Source organism: Achromobacter sp. UBA2119, from assembly GCF_002331005.1.
Lineage (GTDB): Bacteria > Pseudomonadota > Gammaproteobacteria > Burkholderiales > Burkholderiaceae_B > Achromobacter > Achromobacter animicus.
The window spans coordinates 243,192-257,884 of the sequence record NZ_DCYD01000008.1 but is presented as its reverse complement, the minus strand read 5'-3'; the positions used below and the strand labels follow the sequence as shown (position 1 = coordinate 257,884).

The following is a 14,693-nucleotide window of genomic DNA, read 5'->3' as shown; positions in this document are numbered from 1 at the left end:
CTACGAAGATCTGATGCAGCCTACAAAGATCTGATGCAGCCTACAAAGATCTGATGCAGCCTACAAAGATCTGCTGCAATCTACGAAGATAAAACCCACAAAACCGCCTACAACAACTTCCCAGGATTCATGATCCCCGCAGGATCCATCACCTTCTTGATCTCCCGCATCAACCGCAACTCCACCGCATCCTTGCTATGCAAGAAATGCTCCCGCTTCAACTGCCCGATCCCATGCTCGGCAGAAATACTCCCGCCATACCGATTCACTTCATCCAACACCGCATCCGTGATCGCCGCCCCATGCTCTGCGACCCAGTTGCGGTCTGCGCCTGCGGGGCGGGACAGGTTGTAGTGCAGGTTGCCGTCGCCGAAGTGGCCGAAGATGAAGGGGCGGATGTCGGGGTACAGCGCGCGTACGCGGGCTTCGGCGGTCTGCATGAAGTCGGGGATGCGTTCGATCGGTAGCGACACGTCGTGCTTCAGGTGCGGGCCGTCGGCGCGTTGGGCTTCGGAGATTTCCTCGCGCAGCTTCCACAGCGTCTGCAACTGCGCCAGCGACGCCGAGACCGCGGCGTCCAGGCACAGGCCGCGTTCCAGCGCCGTGCCGATGACGTTTTCGAGCAGCGTGTTCAGGGCGGTTTCGTCCGTCGTGTCGGCCAGTTCCACCAGCACGTAGGCCGGGTAGCGCTGTTCGAACGGTTCCTGCACGCCCTCGGCATGCGTCAGCACCAGGTCCAGGCAATCGCCGGTGAAAAATTCGAACGCCTGCAGGCGCGCGCCGCATTGTTCGAACAGGATCTCGAAGAGTTGCAGCGCTTGCGCGGGCGATTCGACGGCGGCCAGCACGACCGAGCGCACGTCGGTGCGCGGGTAGAGGCGCAGCGCGACGGCGGTGATGATGCCCAGCGTGCCTTCGGAGCCGATGAGCAATTGCTTGAGGTCGTAGCCGGTGTTGTCTTTGCGCAGGGTGCGCAGGCCGTGGAAGATTTCGCCGGTGGGCAGCACCGCTTCCAGGCCCAGGACCAGTTCACGCGCCATGCCGTAGCGCACCACGTTCACGCCGCCGGCGTTGGTGGCGACGTTGCCGCCGATCTGGCTGGAGTCTTCGGCGGCCAGGCTGAGCGGCAGCAGGCGGCCGGCGTGCTGGGCGGCGCGGCGCAGATTGCCGAGGATGGCGCCGGCCTCGGCAACCATGGTGTTGGCCACGGTGTCGATGGCGCGCACGGCGTTCATGCGGTCCAGGCTGATGACGACGTTGCTGGCGCCGCCATCGGGCGTGGCGCCGCCGCACAAGCCGGTGTTGCCGCCGCGCGGCACGACCGGTACGCCGGCTTCCTGGCACAGGGCAAGGCACGTGGCGACCTCGGCCGTCGTACGCGGGCGCACGACCGCCTGGGCCTGGCCGTTGTACAGGCCGCGCCAATCGGACAGCCACGGCGCGATGTCGGCCGGGTCGGTGAAGACGGTGTCGGGGCCCAGGGCTTGGACCAGCCGTTGAGAAAAGTCGGATGCGCTCATGAGATGTGGGATGCGGCGGGAGAGAGAAGATCGAGCTGCAGGCGGCCGGCGGCTTGCTGCAGGTGGCGGATGGCGGCCTGGCGGGCACGGTCCGGATCGCGGGCGCGGATGGCCTCGAACACGGCGACGTGTTCCTGGTGCACGGCGGCGGTCAGGCCGTCTTGCAGGCGGCTGTTGGACCGGGCGGTGCTGACCGCCAGGCGCAGCTGCAGGTTCAGGTATTGCAGCAGGTCCTGGTAGTAGCTGTTGTGCGTGGCGGTCGCGATGGCGACGTGGAAGGCGATGTCATGTTCGACGCCGGCCTCGGGGTGGTCCAGATGGGCTTGCAGCGAGGCGAGGGCTGACGCCATGGCGTCCAGGTCCTCCGGCGTGCTGCGGACAGCCGCCAGGGCGGCTGCGCCGCCTTCAAGTTCCATGCGCAGTTCGTAGACGCTGGCAAGCTTCTTGCGGTCGACCGCGATGCCGGTGGACACCTGAAAGCCTTGCGCCCCGGTGCGCGAGACGACCGTGCTGCCCGAACCCTGTCGGCTCTGGATCAGCCCTTGGGCGCGCAGGCGCTCCGTGGCTTCTCGGATGACGGCGGCGCTGACGCCATATTGCTCGGCCAGCACGCGTCCGGCCGGCAGCTTGGCGCCGACGGCGTGGACACCATCCGCGATGTCGCTGGCGAGCTGGCGGGCAACCTGCTCGGTGAGGGTGAGGCTCTTCGTCAACATGGGCGGATTATAGGCATATTTTTCAGGTTATCTGATAACTTTGTTGTTTCGTGAGGGGGCCGGAGTAACTCACCGGCGGGATCGGGACGTGGGAACGCGTGGCGGAGTCGAAGCTGGAATGCGACCGAAGCGCGGTGGGGTTGCGTCTGGAAAGCATCCGCTGCGCAACGGGCACGCCGCACGCGGCATACAGCGCTGGACCGATTCGGACCAATTCGGACAGCTCCGCTCCCAATCAAGCCGCGACGGATGCGCTCTGCAATCCTTCGCTTTCCGCGATCTGCCCGCTCTGATCCACCACGCAGCAGCGGCCGCCCTGCGCCTTGGCGCGATACAGCGCGGCATCGGCGGAGTCCAGCGCGCCCTGCGGAGTGCGGTTGGCGCCGGACAGGATCGAGATGCCGATGGACAGTCCCACGCAGACGCGATTGCCGTCTGCCAGCGTGATGGGCTGGGAGACGTCGCGCAGCAGGTGTTCGCCCAGCCGCAGTGCGGCGGTGGCGTCGATGCCGGTGACCAGCACGATGAATTCGTCGCCGCCGATCCGCGCGGCGACGTCGTCCACGCGGAGCATGGCGCGCATGCGTTCCGCGATGGTCTTGAGCACCTGATCGCCCCCGGCGTGGCCGTGCGTGTCGTTGATGCGCTTGAAGTCGTCCATGTCCATGTAGAGCAGCGCCGCGGCGCTGTCATGGCCGCGTGCGCTGGAGCACACGCGTTCCAGCGCCGCCTGCAGGCCGGCGCGGTTGGCCAGGCCGGTCAGCGCATCTTCGCTGGCGCGGCGGTCGCTGTCGCGCTCGGCCAACATGGTGGACACCAGGATGCGGTTCAGGCGGTGCGAGGCGATGACCATGCTGATCAGATAGAACGGAATCTGGATGAACACGATCGCCATGACCCATTCGCCGGTGAAGAGCGCGCCCAGGCACATGGGGCCAAGACTCAGGAAAATCATGGCGCCCACCAGGCGGGGCGCGCCGTAGTTCCGGAAGCAGATCCCGCCGGCCATGGCGCCGCAGGACACGCCGGCCAGTGTCGCGGCCAGCCAGTCGCCGTTCAACAGGGTGATGAAGACGCCATAACCCACGCTGAACGCCCAGAACAGCGCCAGCAGGATGTAGAGGTCGGTGTGGGTATTGCCGCCCTTCGGGGCCGCTCGCAGCGCGGATCGCAGGATGACGACGCGCACCAGCGCGAGCACCACCTCCAGGATCAGCCACGAGATATACAGCGGTTCGGGCCGCCGCCACGCGACGACGCCCGAGATCATCAGCGTGTTGATGACCCCGCCGGCAAAAATGGGAAGCGTGCCGAACAGACTGGCGATGAGCGCCGCGCGGATGTCCGCCGGCGTGTCATGCCCGGAATGCGTCAGCCAACGTGTCAGCCGCCACTTGGGCAGGCTGAACTTCAGTCCTGTATCCACGCCGTCATGTCCATGCCCCTCTACCCGAAATCAGTAGGCTGGCTGGCGTTATAGCAGGTATTTGAAACCTTTAGTATTGTTCTTGGGTTCAATACCGACAGACTTCAGGCGTGCCCCCGGTGGCTGCAGACCGCGCATTCGGGGTCACGTTGCACGTTGACGCTGCGCCATTGCATGGTGCGCACGTCCAGCCAGAGCAAGCGCCCGGACAGGCTTTCGCCCACGCCGGACAGCAGCTTCAGGGCTTCGGCGGCCTGCATGCTGCCGATGATGCCGACCACCGGCGCGAAGACGCCCATGGTGGCGCAGTTGGCTTCCTCGACGTCGTCGGCTTCAGGAAACAGGCAGTGATAGCACGGCGCGTTGTCGTCGCGCAGGTCATAGACGCTGACCTGGCCGTCGAACCGGATGGCCGCGCCGGACACCAGCGGCTTGCGGTGCTGCACGCAGGCGCGGTTGATGGCGTGGCGGGTGGTGAAGTTGTCGGTGCAGTCCAGCACCAGGTCCGCTTGCGCGACGGCATCGGACAAGGCCTGGTCCTTCAGGCGCTCGACCCTGGCGTGAACGCGGGTCTGCGGATTGAAGGCGCCCAGCATGTCGCGGCCGGACTCGGCCTTCGGCCGGCCAACGCTTGCGGTGGTGTGCAGGATCTGGCGCTGCAGGTTGCTGAGTTCGACGACGTCGTCGTCGGCCAGCGTGATGTCGCCCACGCCGGCGGTGGCCAGGTAGAGCGCGGCGGGCGAACCCAGACCGCCCGCCCCCACGATGAGCACACGCGCCGCCAGCAGTTTTTCCTGCCCTTCGATCCCGAGTTCGTCCAGCAGGATGTGGCGGGCGTAGCGCAGCAGTTGCTCGTCGTTCATTTGTCCTTGCTGGGCTCGACTCCGGTCGGCGTGATCTTCATGCGCTGGGGCGTTCCGCCGCCGGCCTTGGCGTCAGCCTTGGCCTGGGCGCGGGCCGAGCCCTTCTGCACCGGCTTGCCGGCCAGCAGGTTCAGGGCCTGCTGAAGCTGGAAGTCGTCCTTGCCGCCGAATTCAAACACCTTGGCCGGCAGTTCCACGTTGTCCTGGTCGGCGCTGGACTTGATTTCGTTGGTGGTCTGCTGGTTGGACAGGTGACGTTGCAGGTCGGCTTCGCGCGGCAGGCGGAACAGGTCGCCGTCGGCCGTATCGGCAACGACGTAGTCCGGTTCGATGCCGGTGGCCTGAATGGAACGGCCGCTGGGCGTGAAGTAGCGCGACGTGGTGAGCTTGACCGCGGTGGTTTCGGACAGCGGCAGGATCACCTGCACGGAGCCTTTGCCGAACGTGCGGTTGCCCAGCACCTTGGCGCGCTTGTGGTCCTGGAGCGCACCGGCCACGATCTCGGAGGCCGAGGCCGAACCCACGTTCACCAGCACCACCATCGGCACCGTCTTGGTCCAGGCCGGCAGGCCGGACAGGTAGTTGCTTTCGCCGCGGGCGTATTCCGACGGCGTCGCCAGATACTTGTGGCGGGCGTCCGGCGTGCGGCCGTCAGTGGACACCACGAGCGCATCGGGCGGCAGGAACGCGCCAGAGACACCGATGGCGCTGGTCAGGAGGCCACCCGGGTCGTTGCGCAGGTCCAGCACCAGGCCCTTAGGCGGTTCCTTCGCGCCCAGCTCCTTGAGCTGGCGGGCGAGGTCGGCGCCGGTCTTTTCCTGGAACTGGGCGACGCGCACGTACGCGATGCCGTTGTCCAGCATCTTGCTGCGCACGCTGCGCACCTTGATGATGTCGCGCACGATCTTCACGACGATCGGCTGCGGGCGATCGGCGCGCATGATCGTCAGGGTGATGGGCGACTTGGGCGCGCCACGCATGAGCTTGACCGCGTCGTTCAGGGTCATGCCCTTGGTGGGGGTGTCGTCGATCTTGATGATCAGGTCGCCCGCCATGACGCCGGCGCGGGCCGCGGGCGTGTCCTCGATGGGCGAGATGACCTTCACGAAGCCGTCTTCCGCGCCGACCTCGATGCCCAGGCCACCGAACTCGCCTTGCGTCGCGGTCTGCATTTCGCGGAACGCGTCGGCATCCAGGTAGGCGGAGTGGGGATCCAGGTTCGACACCATGCCGGAAATGGCATTGTCGATCAGGGTCTTGTCGTCGACGGCCTCGACGTAGTTGTTCTTGATGGCGGCAAAGACATTGCTCAGTTGCCTGAGCTCGTCCAGAGGCAGGGGGCTGCCACGCTGGGCGACCGCAGTCACGCCAACACTCAGCAACACACCAGCCACCGCACCGATGGCAATCAGACCGAAACCGCGAAACTTACGAGTGCCCATGCACACTTCCCGAATTTTGTTTTCGCCGATGGGTTTGGTAATTTACCAACGGTATTTTTCCAACGACATTCATTTACCGACAGCGTTTACGCCGATTGCATTCCAGCAAACCGGCTGCACCAGCCGCCACATCTACTGCGCCAGCCATTGGGCCGGGTCCACTGGAGCGCCACGATGGCGAATTTCAAAGTATAGGCCGGATTCCACTTGGCCGCCGGTTGCGCCCACGGTAGCAATAGTATCCCCGCCGGCCACCGCATCGCCCACCCGTTTGAGCAGACTTTGGTTGTAAGCATAGACGGTCAGGTACTGCTGGCCATGATCCACAATGATGAGGTTGCCAAAGCCGCGCAGCCAATCGGCGTAAACCACAGTACCGGGGGCCACCACCTTGACGGGCGTGCCCTCGGACGCGCGCAGCACCACGCCGCGCCACACGCCGCCGTCCGGACGATCCACCCCGAACCTGCCCTGCACCTGGCCGCGCACCGGCATGGCCAGCCCATGACGCAGGCCGTTGCCGCCGCCGACCGGCGGCGCCTTGGCGGTCTGCTGGGCCGATGCACTGCGCGTTGGAGTGGCGGGCTCCTCAACAGGTTCCGCCTTTTTGGGGGGATCCGCGGGTTTTGTTGACGGCGGAGTATCGGCCGGGCCGCCGATGCGGGTCTGCCGCTGCTCGGCGGGACGCAGGCCGGCGGCGTCCGGGTCGGCCACGGCCACCGGGCCGCGGTTCTTCTGGGCTGCCGCTTCGACCTGTTCGCGCGCCTGGGCGGCCTCGCGGGCTTCGCTGTCGCGGCGCGCGCCGTCTTCGGCGGCCTTGCGGTCTGCCTCGGCCTTGCGGCGCGCGTCCTGCGACCGGCGTTCGGCCTCGGCGCGCTTTTTGGCCTCTTCGGCGGCGCGGCGGGCTTCTTCAGCCGCGCGGCGCGCTTCCTCGGCACGGCGGGCTTCTTCGGCGCGCTTGCGCGCTTCTTCGGCCTTGCGGGCTTCCTCGATCTGCTTGGCGATGGCCGCGTCCAGATCGGTGATCAGCCGCGACAGGCGCTGATCGTCGCGGCCGAGCTTGTTGGCCTCGGCGCGCTGGGCGGCGATCTGGCCTTCAAGCTGTGCAAGCAGGCTGGCGCGCTCTTTTTGCTGCGCGACCAGCGCGGTTTTCTGTTCGGAGGTTTCGGCGACCCCCTTCTCGATTTCGGCGCGGCGTTCGTCGGCCTGCGCCTGCAGGGCGGCCAGCCGGTCGATGTCGGTCCGCAGCGCCTTCACGGCGTCGGCCCGGGCACGGGACACGTAGTCCAGATAGCCCAGATTGCGGCCAAGGACCTGGGGATCGTCACCCGAGAGCAGCGCCGTCCAGGGCGACAGGCCGCTGGTGTATTGGGTGCGCAGTTGGTCGGCCAGTTCGACGCGGCGCTTGGCCAGCACGGCCTCCTGCGCGGTGATCTGCTTTTCCAGCGACGCGAGATCGGCCGTCGCCTTGCGGTTGGCGTCGGCCAGTTCCTTCAGGCGCAGGTTGATGCGGGAAATCGACGATTCCGACTGCTTGAGCGCGTCGGCGGCCTCTTTGCGGGCCGCCTCGCGGTCGTCGATGTCCTTTTGCAGACTCTCGATGCGGTCGCGCAAGGCGGCCTGCTGTTTTTCGGCGTCGGACTGACGCCCGGCGAGGTCACTGGACGCGGCGCGCGCAGGCAGCGTCCCACTGGCCAACATGACCGCCAACAACAACCCCGCCGTGCGACGCATAGAGATATCAGTCCTTCTTGGCCTTGCCCTGAGCTGCGACCGCAGCCATGGCCGCCTCGATCTCGGCGGCATCGCCCAGATAATAGTGGCGGATCGGACGCAGGTCATCATCCAGTTCGTAGACCAGCGGCTGGCCGGTCGGGATGTTCAGGTTGACGATGTCGTCGTCCGACACGTTGTCCAGGTGCTTGATGAGGGCGCGCAGGCTGTTGCCGTGGGCGGCGATCAAGACCTTGCGGCCCGAGCGGATGGCCGGGGCGATGGAGTCGTTCCAGAACGGCAGCACGCGGGCCACGGTGTCCTTCAGGCACTCGGTGGCGGGCAGCTGGTCGGCCGGGATCTTGGCGTAGCGGCTGTCAAAGCGCGGGTGGCGTTCGTCGTCCAGCGACAGCGGCTCCGGGGCGATGGCGTAGGCGCGGCGCCAGATCAGGACCTGCTCGTCGCCGTACTTGGCGGCGGTTTCGGACTTGTTCAGGCCCTGCAGGGCGCCGTAGTGGCGTTCGTTCAGGCGCCAGTTCACGCCGACCGGGGTGTACATGGCGTCCATGGCGTCCAGGGCGATCCACAGGGTGCGGATGGCGCGCTTGAGGACCGAGGTGTAGGCCAGGTCGAAGGTGAAGCCTTCTTTCTTGAGCAGTTCGCCCGCCTTGCGGGCCTGTTCGCGGCCGGTGTCGGTCAGGTCGACGTCGGTCCAGCCGGTGAAACGGTTTTCAAGATTCCACTGGCTTTCACCGTGGCGCATCAGTACGAGTTTGTGCATGGTTTGGGGCGCCCGCCGGGCGGGTTAAAGTTGGAGGATGGTTAAGGAATGCGCTCATTTTATAATTGAGTGATTTTGCCCGTGATTTTGCCCCGGCGCACCGCGTCCATGTCCTGGACGCGTCGCATCAGGGTTCGCCCCTACCAGGCTGGCCGGAAGACTTGCCCACCCGCAAGCCGACGTAGCGCCCGCCGACGTACTACAGGAAGCCTTCGTGGACCTTTTGCAATTCTTGCTCGATAAAAACAACATCTTCATCGTCGCCGTCGCCGTGGTTTCCGGCGTGATGCTGATCATTCCCGCCCTGCGAAAGGGCCGGACCGGGTCCGCCATCAGCACGACTGAAGCCATCCAGATGGTCAATCAGCGCAATGCCGTGTGGGTCGACGTGCGCCCCGTCGAGCAATTCCAGGCCGGTCATATCGCTCAGGCACGAAACGTGCCGGCAGCCGACCTCGAGCAGAAGGCCGGCTCGCTGCCCAAGAACAAGCCGCTGGTGGTGGTTTGCGACAATGGCCGCGATTCGGCCCGCGCCGCCGCCAAGCTGCGCGCCCAGGGATTCACCGACGTCGTGCCGCTGGAAGGCGGCATGCGTGCCTGGTCGGCCGCCAGCCTGCCGGTAACCCAGAAGGGTTGAAGCAGGGGGACTCGCCCCCATCTACCTATTCTTGTACCCACAGGAGCGCCCTATGAACAAAGTCGTCATGTACAGCAAGGACTATTGCCCCTATTGCTCCCGCGCCAAGGCGCTGCTCGAGCAGCGTGGCGTGGCCGACCTGGAAATCATCCAGATCGACCGCGAACCGTCCCAGCGCGATGTCATGATCGAACGCACCGGCCGGCGCACCGTCCCGCAGATCTTCATCGGCGATACCCATGTCGGCGGTTGCGACGACCTGATAGCCCTGGACCGCTCGGGTGGACTGACCCCCTTGCTGAACGGCTAATCGCCCCTTTTTGCCTCTCCCACCAACGGAAACACTCATGGCTGATCAAGACCAAAACACCCAGCAAGAAGGCGGCAACGACGCGCCCTCGTTCAATCTGCAGCGCGTCTACCTGAAAGACCTTTCGCTGGAAATGCCGAACGCGCCTCACGTGTTCCTGGAGCAGGAAGCGCCGCAGGTCGAAGTAAGCATCACCGTGGGCGGCCAGCGCCTGGCCGAAACCGTGTTCGAAACCACGGTCACCGTCACCGTCACCACGCGCATCAACGACAAGGTCGTGTACCTGGTTGAAGGCACGCAAGCCGGCATCTTCGAAGCGGCCAACATCCCCGAAGAGCAACTCGACCCGCTGCTGGGCATTGTCTGCCCCACGATGCTGTACCCGTACCTGCGCGCCAACATCGCCGATGCGATCACCCGCACCTCGATGCCGCCGCTGCACCTGACCGAAGTCAACTTCCAGGCTCTGTACGAGCAACGCATCGCCGAACTGCAACAGCAGCAGGCCGCCGGCGCCAACGGCGCCGAATCGGGCATCATCCTGCCCCCCGGCGCCACCCGCCAGTAAGCACCCCGCGGCGCCCCATGAACCAACCCGCCGAGCCGCGCCTGCGCGTCGCCGTCCTGGGAGCGGGCAGTTGGGGCACCGCCTTGGCGGCGGCCGCCAGCCGCCGCCATCCCACCCAGCTCTGGGCGCGCGAAGCCGCGCAAGCGGCCGCCATGGCCGCCACCCACGAAAATGCCCGCTATCTGCCGGGCATTTCCCTGCCCAAGACGCTGCAATATTCCTCTGACCTGGACGCCACGCTGCGCACCCTGCAGGACGACGCCGCGCGCCGTCTGATCGTGCTGGGCGTGCCCGTCGCGGGTCTCACGTCCATCTGCGAGGCGCTGTCGCAACGGCTGCCCGCACTGGGACTGCAAGACACGCCCATCGTCTGGACGTGCAAGGGCTTTGAGGCCGACACGGCCAGACTGCCCCACGAAATCATGCGCGAGGCACTGCCCGGCGCGACCGGCGGCGCCCTGTCGGGCCCCTCGTTCGCGCGCGAAGTCGCACAGGGCCTGCCCGTCGCCCTGACGGTCGCCAGCAGCAGCCCCGCCCTGCGCGAAGCCACCACCGCCGCCTTCCATGGCGCGGCGCTGCGCGTCTACGCCAGCACCGACCTGGTTGGCGTCGAAGTCGGCGGCGCGCTCAAGAACGTCATTGCGGTTGCCTGCGGCATTGGCGATGGCCTTGCGCTGGGCACCAATGCCCGCGCGGCCCTGATCACCCGCGGCCTGGCCGAGATGACCCGCTTTGGCGTCGCGCTGGGCGCACAGGCCGAAACCTTCGCCGGGCTAACCGGCCTGGGCGATCTGGTGCTGACCGCCACCGGCGAGCTGTCGCGCAACCGGCGCGTGGGCCTGGAGATCGGCGCGGGCCGCAAGCTGGCCGACATCCTGGCCAGCGGCATCACCGCCGAAGGCGTGCGCTGCGCCCGCGCCGCGCTGGACCGCGCCCGCGCCATCAATGTCGAATTGCCGATCACCGAAGCGGTGTGCGCCGTGCTGTTCGAAGGCGTTGCGCCCATGACCGCCGTCTCGGCCCTGCTGGCGCGGGATGCGCGCTATGAAGGACTGGGCGCCGGCTCCGGCGAGGCCATCGGCGCCGCCTAGATCGCGCCCGTCCAACCCGCTTCCACAACAAGACACGACACCCACCCCGAGGAGACATCCTTCATGACGCAAACCCGCAAGTTCCGGGTCGGCCCGCTGCTGCGTGGCCTTTGCCTGAGCCTGGCCGCCATCCTGCCCGTTGCCGCCCACGCCGACTGGCCCGAGCGCCCGATCCACATGGTCGTGCCCTTCCCGCCCGGCTCGTCGCCCGACATCCTGGCGCGCACGATTTCCGAGCCGCTGTCCCAGGCCCTGGGCCAGCCCATCGTGATCGACAACAAGCCGGGCGCCGGCGGCAACATCGGCACGCGCATGGTGTCGCAGGCCAAGCCCGACGGCTACACCCTGCTCTACACGATCAACGGCCCGCTGGTCACGGCGCCCACGCTCTATAAGAAGACGCTGGGCTACGACCCGCTGACCGACCTGGAGCCGGTATCGCTGGTCGGCACCAGCCCCAACGTGCTGGTGGTGCCGGGCAACCTCAAGGTCGACAACGTCCAGGACTTCGTCAAGCTGGTCATGGGCCGCGGCAACTCGCTGAACTACGGATCGGTCGGTCCGGGCAGTTCAGCCCACCTGGCCATGGAGATGTTCAAGGAACGCGCGGGCGTGGACCTGGCCCACATCCCGTATTCCGGCTTTCCGCAGGTCATCACCGCCATCATCGGCGGCGACGTGCAAGCCGGCTTCATGGTGCCGGCGATCGCCGTGCCGCAGGCGCGCGACGGCAAGGTCAAGCTGCTGGCCGTGACCAGCCTGCAGCCCAGCGACGCCCTGCCCGGCGTGCCCACCATGGCCTCGCAGGGCTATCCGGACTTTGAAGCCATCTCGTGGAATGCGATCCTGGCGCCGGCCGGCACGCCCACGCCGATCATTGAACGGCTCAACAGCGAACTGGCGCGCATCATCAATAGCGAGGCCGTGCGCAAGCAGCTGGCGCTGCAATACTTCACGCCGGCCCCATCGACGCCGGAAGCGCTGACCAACCGCATCAAGAATGAAAAGGCGCGCTGGGACCAGGTGATCGACAAGCTGAAGCTGTCGCTGGACTGATCTTCAGACCGAGGGGCGGCGTCTATGCGCCCCCTTCGTAGCCCTGCTGGCGCCAGGCCTCGAACACCGTGACCGCCACGGCGTTCGACAGATTCAGGCTGCGCTGGCCGGTGCGCATCGGCAGCCGCAGGCGCTGCTGCGGCGGAAACATCGCCTGATGCTCGTCCGACAGGCCCGCGCTTTCGCGGCCAAACACGAACACATCTCCCGGCTTGAAACTGACATCGGCCACGCTGCGCTGCGCGTGCGTGGTCAGCGCATAGATGCTGGACGCGACGGCGCCGGTGTCGTCCAGCGCCTCCTGCAGCGTGTCGTGCACGCGCACAGGCTGCCACTCGTGATAGTCCAGCCCCGCGCGCCGCATGCGGGCGTCATCCAGCTCGAACCCCAAGGGACGCACCAGATGCAGTTGCGCGCCGGTATTGGCGCACAAGCGGATGGCGTTGCCAGTGTTGGGAGGGATCTCCGGGCAGACGAGAATGACGTGGAACATGGTGCGGGCAAAGGGGGAAAGGTCCGCGGCCGGGAAGCGGCCGCGCGAGCGTGATTGTCGCCGATTTGGCGGCGGGGCCAGGAACCGCGACCCGACGGCGGTCCGGTGAAGGCGCGGATGCGGGCGCGGTTGCAAACGGCGGATGCAGGCCAGGATGCATGCGGGGGCACGGGCGGGGATGCGGGCGGGAAGCCAGGCACGATCCAGACGGCGATGCAGGCAGATCATGGCGTACGCGCGGCCACCAATACCGTCACGCTGGCCGCGCCTGCCGCCATCAGGGCAGTGGCCGCCGCGCCCACGGTACTGCCGGTGGTCATCACGTCGTCCACCACCGCCACATGACGCCCGCGAACCGGGCCGGTGCAGACAAAGAGACCCGCCGCCCCCCGCTGCCGCGCCCGCCGGCCTAGCGTGGCCTGGCGGGGCGTTTCGCGCCGCCGTGCAAGCAGGAGAAGCGGCGCCGGCAGCGCCAGTTCGGCGGCCAGACTGCGCGCGATCTCGGCCGCCGGGTTCATGCCCCGCTGCCGCAGCGACGCCCGGCTGGCGGGAATGGGGACCAGGAGAAGATCGGGCGGCAGGAACCCGGTGCAGCGCCCGCAGTCGGCGGCGGTGTCAGAACCGCTTGATCCGGAGATGCCGACGGCTTGCGCGCCGGACTGCGCCGCCGCCTCCCGCACCGCCTGCGCCATCATTCGCGCCAGCACCGGCGCCATGCTGAGCCGCAACTGCGTCTTCAACATCAGCACCAGCGCATCGCCGGGCGGCGCATAGTCAAACGCCGTGATCGTGCGGCTGAACGCCTGCGGCTGCGCCAGACACGCCGCGCAATGCTGTCCGCCCCCTTGAAGGCGCAGCGCGCATCGCGGGCACCTTGCCAAGCCCCCCGGCGGTCCGGCCATGATGTCCGCCTGACACCCGGCGCACAGCCGCGCGCCCGCAACCCGTGCCCCGCACAACGGACAATCGCATCCCAGGCGCGACAACAACCGTCGCCCCATGTTCAGTAGGGACAATCGGAGCCTGCCGCCGGGATGGGCAATAATGTGAGCCATCCCAGATCAAACCATGCTCCGCCCCGGGAGATCCCGTGAGCGCGACCGAAATGTCCCTGCCAGAAACCGCAACGCCCCCCTCCCTGCCCCTCGTCAGCGCCGACGTGCCGCGCCAGTTCGCGCGCCGCGGCGACCTGGCGGACGCCCAATTCCTCTATGGCGAAGTGGCGCGCCGCATGCTCGGCCGCCTGCAGTACATCCGCGTGCAACCGCAGGCCATGCTGGACGCCGGTTGCGGCGCCGGCGACAACCTGCCGTTGCTGCGCGAACGCTATCCCGACGCGGCCTACATCGGGCTGGACAACTGTGAGCCCTTGCTGGCGCAAGCGCGCCAGCGTCACGCGCCAGCCGGCCTGTCGGCCTGGATCGGCAAGCTGGCGCGGCGCGGCCCGGCCGCCCCCGCGTTCGTGAACGCCGATCTGGCCAACACGGGCCTGCCGCCCGAATCGCTGGAACTGGTGTGGTCGAACATGGCCATGCACTGGCACCGCGAACCGCACGCCGTGCTGGCCGAATGGCGCCGCATCCTGAAAGTGGGCGGCCTGGCGATGTTTTCCTGTCTGGGACCGGCCACGCTGCGCGAATTGCGGCAGGCGCTGGCGGATGCCGGCCTGCGCACGGCCACGCCGTCCTTCGTGGACATGCACGACTTCGGCGACCTGCTGGTGGAAAACGGCTTTGCGGATCCGGTGATGGACCAGGAGATCCTGACGCTGACCTACCGCAGCCCCGAAAAGCTGCTGCAGGATGTGCGCGCCCTGGGCGGCAACCCCGCCGAAGGCCGCCGCGGCGGACTCGTGGGACGCGGCTGGCGCGACCGCCTTTGCGCGGCGCTGGAAGCGCAACGCAATGCGGACGGCCTGATCGTCTTGAGTATCGAAGTAGCCTACGGCCACGCCTGGCGCGCCGCCGCGCATCGGACCGTGGCGGGCGAAACCCGCCTGTCCATCAGCGCGATCGGCGGCCGGCAGCGCGGAACCCTTTGACGACAGGGCCTGCAAAGCCGCCCTGAAAGTTCGGTC

The 14,693-nt window shown here is 67.2% G+C and carries 15 protein-coding genes; 6 read left to right on the top strand and 9 right to left on the bottom strand.

Going from position 1 to position 14,693, the window contains the following annotated elements; translation table 11 throughout:
* Positions 1-107: 107 nt before the first annotated feature.
* The 7 genes from B3098_RS04945 to gpmA form a co-directional block, all read right to left on the bottom strand.
* Positions 108-1,520, bottom strand: coding sequence for an FAD-binding oxidoreductase (locus tag B3098_RS04945; protein WP_286892108.1), 1,413 nt, complete (start codon positions 1,518-1,520; stop codon positions 108-110).
* Positions 1,517-2,236, bottom strand: coding sequence for a FadR/GntR family transcriptional regulator (locus B3098_RS04940; RefSeq protein WP_175139017.1), 720 nt, complete (start codon positions 2,234-2,236; stop codon positions 1,517-1,519). Before B3098_RS04940 ends, B3098_RS04945 begins: the two co-directional genes overlap by 4 nt.
* Before the next feature lie 235 nt (positions 2,237-2,471).
* Positions 2,472-3,662, bottom strand: coding sequence for a GGDEF domain-containing protein (locus tag B3098_RS04935; RefSeq protein ID WP_175122085.1), 1,191 nt, complete (start codon positions 3,660-3,662; stop codon positions 2,472-2,474).
* A 104-nt stretch (positions 3,663-3,766) separates the two neighbouring features.
* Positions 3,767-4,525: a HesA/MoeB/ThiF family protein gene (locus tag B3098_RS04930; protein ID WP_286892104.1), complete on the bottom strand. Its 759-nt coding sequence runs from the start codon at positions 4,523-4,525 to the stop codon at positions 3,767-3,769.
* On the bottom strand, positions 4,522-5,967 hold the full coding sequence (locus B3098_RS04925; protein WP_175122084.1) for a S41 family peptidase: 1,446 nt from the start codon (positions 5,965-5,967) through the stop codon (positions 4,522-4,524). The genes B3098_RS04930 and B3098_RS04925 overlap by 4 nt, the downstream gene beginning before the upstream one ends.
* Before the next feature lie 132 nt (positions 5,968-6,099).
* Positions 6,100-7,701 carry a peptidoglycan DD-metalloendopeptidase family protein gene (locus B3098_RS04920; protein WP_286892102.1) on the bottom strand — a complete coding sequence of 534 codons (1,602 nt, stop codon included), beginning with the start codon at positions 7,699-7,701 and terminating at the stop codon, positions 6,100-6,102.
* Between the two features lie 7 nt (positions 7,702-7,708).
* Positions 7,709-8,461, bottom strand: coding sequence for a 2,3-diphosphoglycerate-dependent phosphoglycerate mutase (gene gpmA, locus B3098_RS04915; RefSeq protein ID WP_175122082.1), 753 nt, complete (start codon positions 8,459-8,461; stop codon positions 7,709-7,711).
* 214 nt (positions 8,462-8,675) lie between these two features.
* Here gpmA and B3098_RS04910 point away from each other — a divergent pair, with 214 nt between their 5' ends.
* From B3098_RS04910 to B3098_RS04890, 5 genes are all read left to right on the top strand, one after another.
* Positions 8,676-9,098, top strand: coding sequence for a rhodanese-like domain-containing protein (locus B3098_RS04910; protein WP_175122081.1), 423 nt, complete (start codon positions 8,676-8,678; stop codon positions 9,096-9,098).
* A 52-nt stretch (positions 9,099-9,150) separates the two neighbouring features.
* Positions 9,151-9,408: a glutaredoxin 3 gene (grxC, locus tag B3098_RS04905; protein ID WP_175122080.1), complete on the top strand. Its 258-nt coding sequence runs from the start codon at positions 9,151-9,153 to the stop codon at positions 9,406-9,408.
* Between the two features lie 37 nt (positions 9,409-9,445).
* On the top strand, positions 9,446-9,976 hold the full coding sequence (gene secB, locus B3098_RS04900) for a protein-export chaperone SecB (protein ID WP_175122079.1): 531 nt from the start codon (positions 9,446-9,448) through the stop codon (positions 9,974-9,976).
* Positions 9,977-9,993: 17 nt separating this feature from the next.
* Positions 9,994-11,067 carry an NAD(P)H-dependent glycerol-3-phosphate dehydrogenase gene (locus B3098_RS04895; RefSeq protein WP_175122078.1) on the top strand — a complete coding sequence of 358 codons (1,074 nt, stop codon included), beginning with the start codon at positions 9,994-9,996 and terminating at the stop codon, positions 11,065-11,067.
* Between the two features lie 63 nt (positions 11,068-11,130).
* Positions 11,131-12,123 carry a Bug family tripartite tricarboxylate transporter substrate binding protein gene (locus B3098_RS04890; protein ID WP_279973825.1) on the top strand — a complete coding sequence of 331 codons (993 nt, stop codon included), beginning with the start codon at positions 11,131-11,133 and terminating at the stop codon, positions 12,121-12,123.
* Between the two features lie 22 nt (positions 12,124-12,145).
* On the opposite strand, the gene B3098_RS04885 is transcribed toward B3098_RS04890, so the two are convergent.
* Together B3098_RS04885 and B3098_RS04880 are read right to left on the bottom strand one after the other, a co-directional pair.
* Positions 12,146-12,616 carry a tRNA (cytidine(34)-2'-O)-methyltransferase gene (locus tag B3098_RS04885; protein WP_056559971.1) on the bottom strand — a complete coding sequence of 157 codons (471 nt, stop codon included), beginning with the start codon at positions 12,614-12,616 and terminating at the stop codon, positions 12,146-12,148.
* 224 nt (positions 12,617-12,840) lie between these two features.
* Positions 12,841-13,518 (bottom strand): ComF family protein, encoded by a 678-nt coding sequence (locus B3098_RS04880; RefSeq protein ID WP_349677714.1) that lies wholly within the window; start codon positions 13,516-13,518, stop codon positions 12,841-12,843.
* 203 nt (positions 13,519-13,721) lie between these two features.
* Here B3098_RS04880 and B3098_RS04875 point away from each other — a divergent pair, with 203 nt between their 5' ends.
* Positions 13,722-14,657, top strand: a complete 936-nt coding sequence (locus tag B3098_RS04875; RefSeq protein ID WP_286892193.1) for a methyltransferase domain-containing protein — start codon at positions 13,722-13,724, stop codon at positions 14,655-14,657.
* Positions 14,658-14,693 lie beyond the last annotated feature (36 nt).

Bases quoted from the DNA above. Each gene is read 5' to 3' on its own strand.
- B3098_RS04945 (WP_286892108.1), bottom strand. From the start codon at position 1,520: ATGAGCGCATCCGACTTTTCTCAACGGCTGGTCCAAGCCCTGGGCCCC.
- B3098_RS04940 (WP_175139017.1), bottom strand. From the start codon at position 2,236: ATGTTGACGAAGAGCCTCACCCTCACCGAGCAGGTTGCCCGCCAGCTC.
- B3098_RS04930 (WP_286892104.1), bottom strand. From the start codon at position 4,525: ATGAACGACGAGCAACTGCTGCGCTACGCCCGCCACATCCTGCTGGAC.
- B3098_RS04925 (WP_175122084.1), bottom strand. From the start codon at position 5,967: ATGGGCACTCGTAAGTTTCGCGGTTTCGGTCTGATTGCCATCGGTGCG.
- B3098_RS04920 (WP_286892102.1), bottom strand. From the start codon at position 7,701: ATGCGTCGCACGGCGGGGTTGTTGTTGGCGGTCATGTTGGCCAGTGGG.
- gpmA (WP_175122082.1), bottom strand. From the start codon at position 8,461: ATGCACAAACTCGTACTGATGCGCCACGGTGAAAGCCAGTGGAATCTT.
- grxC (WP_175122080.1), top strand. From the start codon at position 9,151: ATGAACAAAGTCGTCATGTACAGCAAGGACTATTGCCCCTATTGCTCC.
- secB (WP_175122079.1), top strand. From the start codon at position 9,446: ATGGCTGATCAAGACCAAAACACCCAGCAAGAAGGCGGCAACGACGCG.
- B3098_RS04895 (WP_175122078.1), top strand. From the start codon at position 9,994: ATGAACCAACCCGCCGAGCCGCGCCTGCGCGTCGCCGTCCTGGGAGCG.
- B3098_RS04890 (WP_279973825.1), top strand. From the start codon at position 11,131: ATGACGCAAACCCGCAAGTTCCGGGTCGGCCCGCTGCTGCGTGGCCTT.
- B3098_RS04885 (WP_056559971.1), bottom strand. From the start codon at position 12,616: ATGTTCCACGTCATTCTCGTCTGCCCGGAGATCCCTCCCAACACTGGC.
- B3098_RS04880 (WP_349677714.1), bottom strand. From the start codon at position 13,518: ATGGCCGGACCGCCGGGGGGCTTGGCAAGGTGCCCGCGATGCGCGCTG.
- B3098_RS04875 (WP_286892193.1), top strand. From the start codon at position 13,722: ATGTCCCTGCCAGAAACCGCAACGCCCCCCTCCCTGCCCCTCGTCAGC.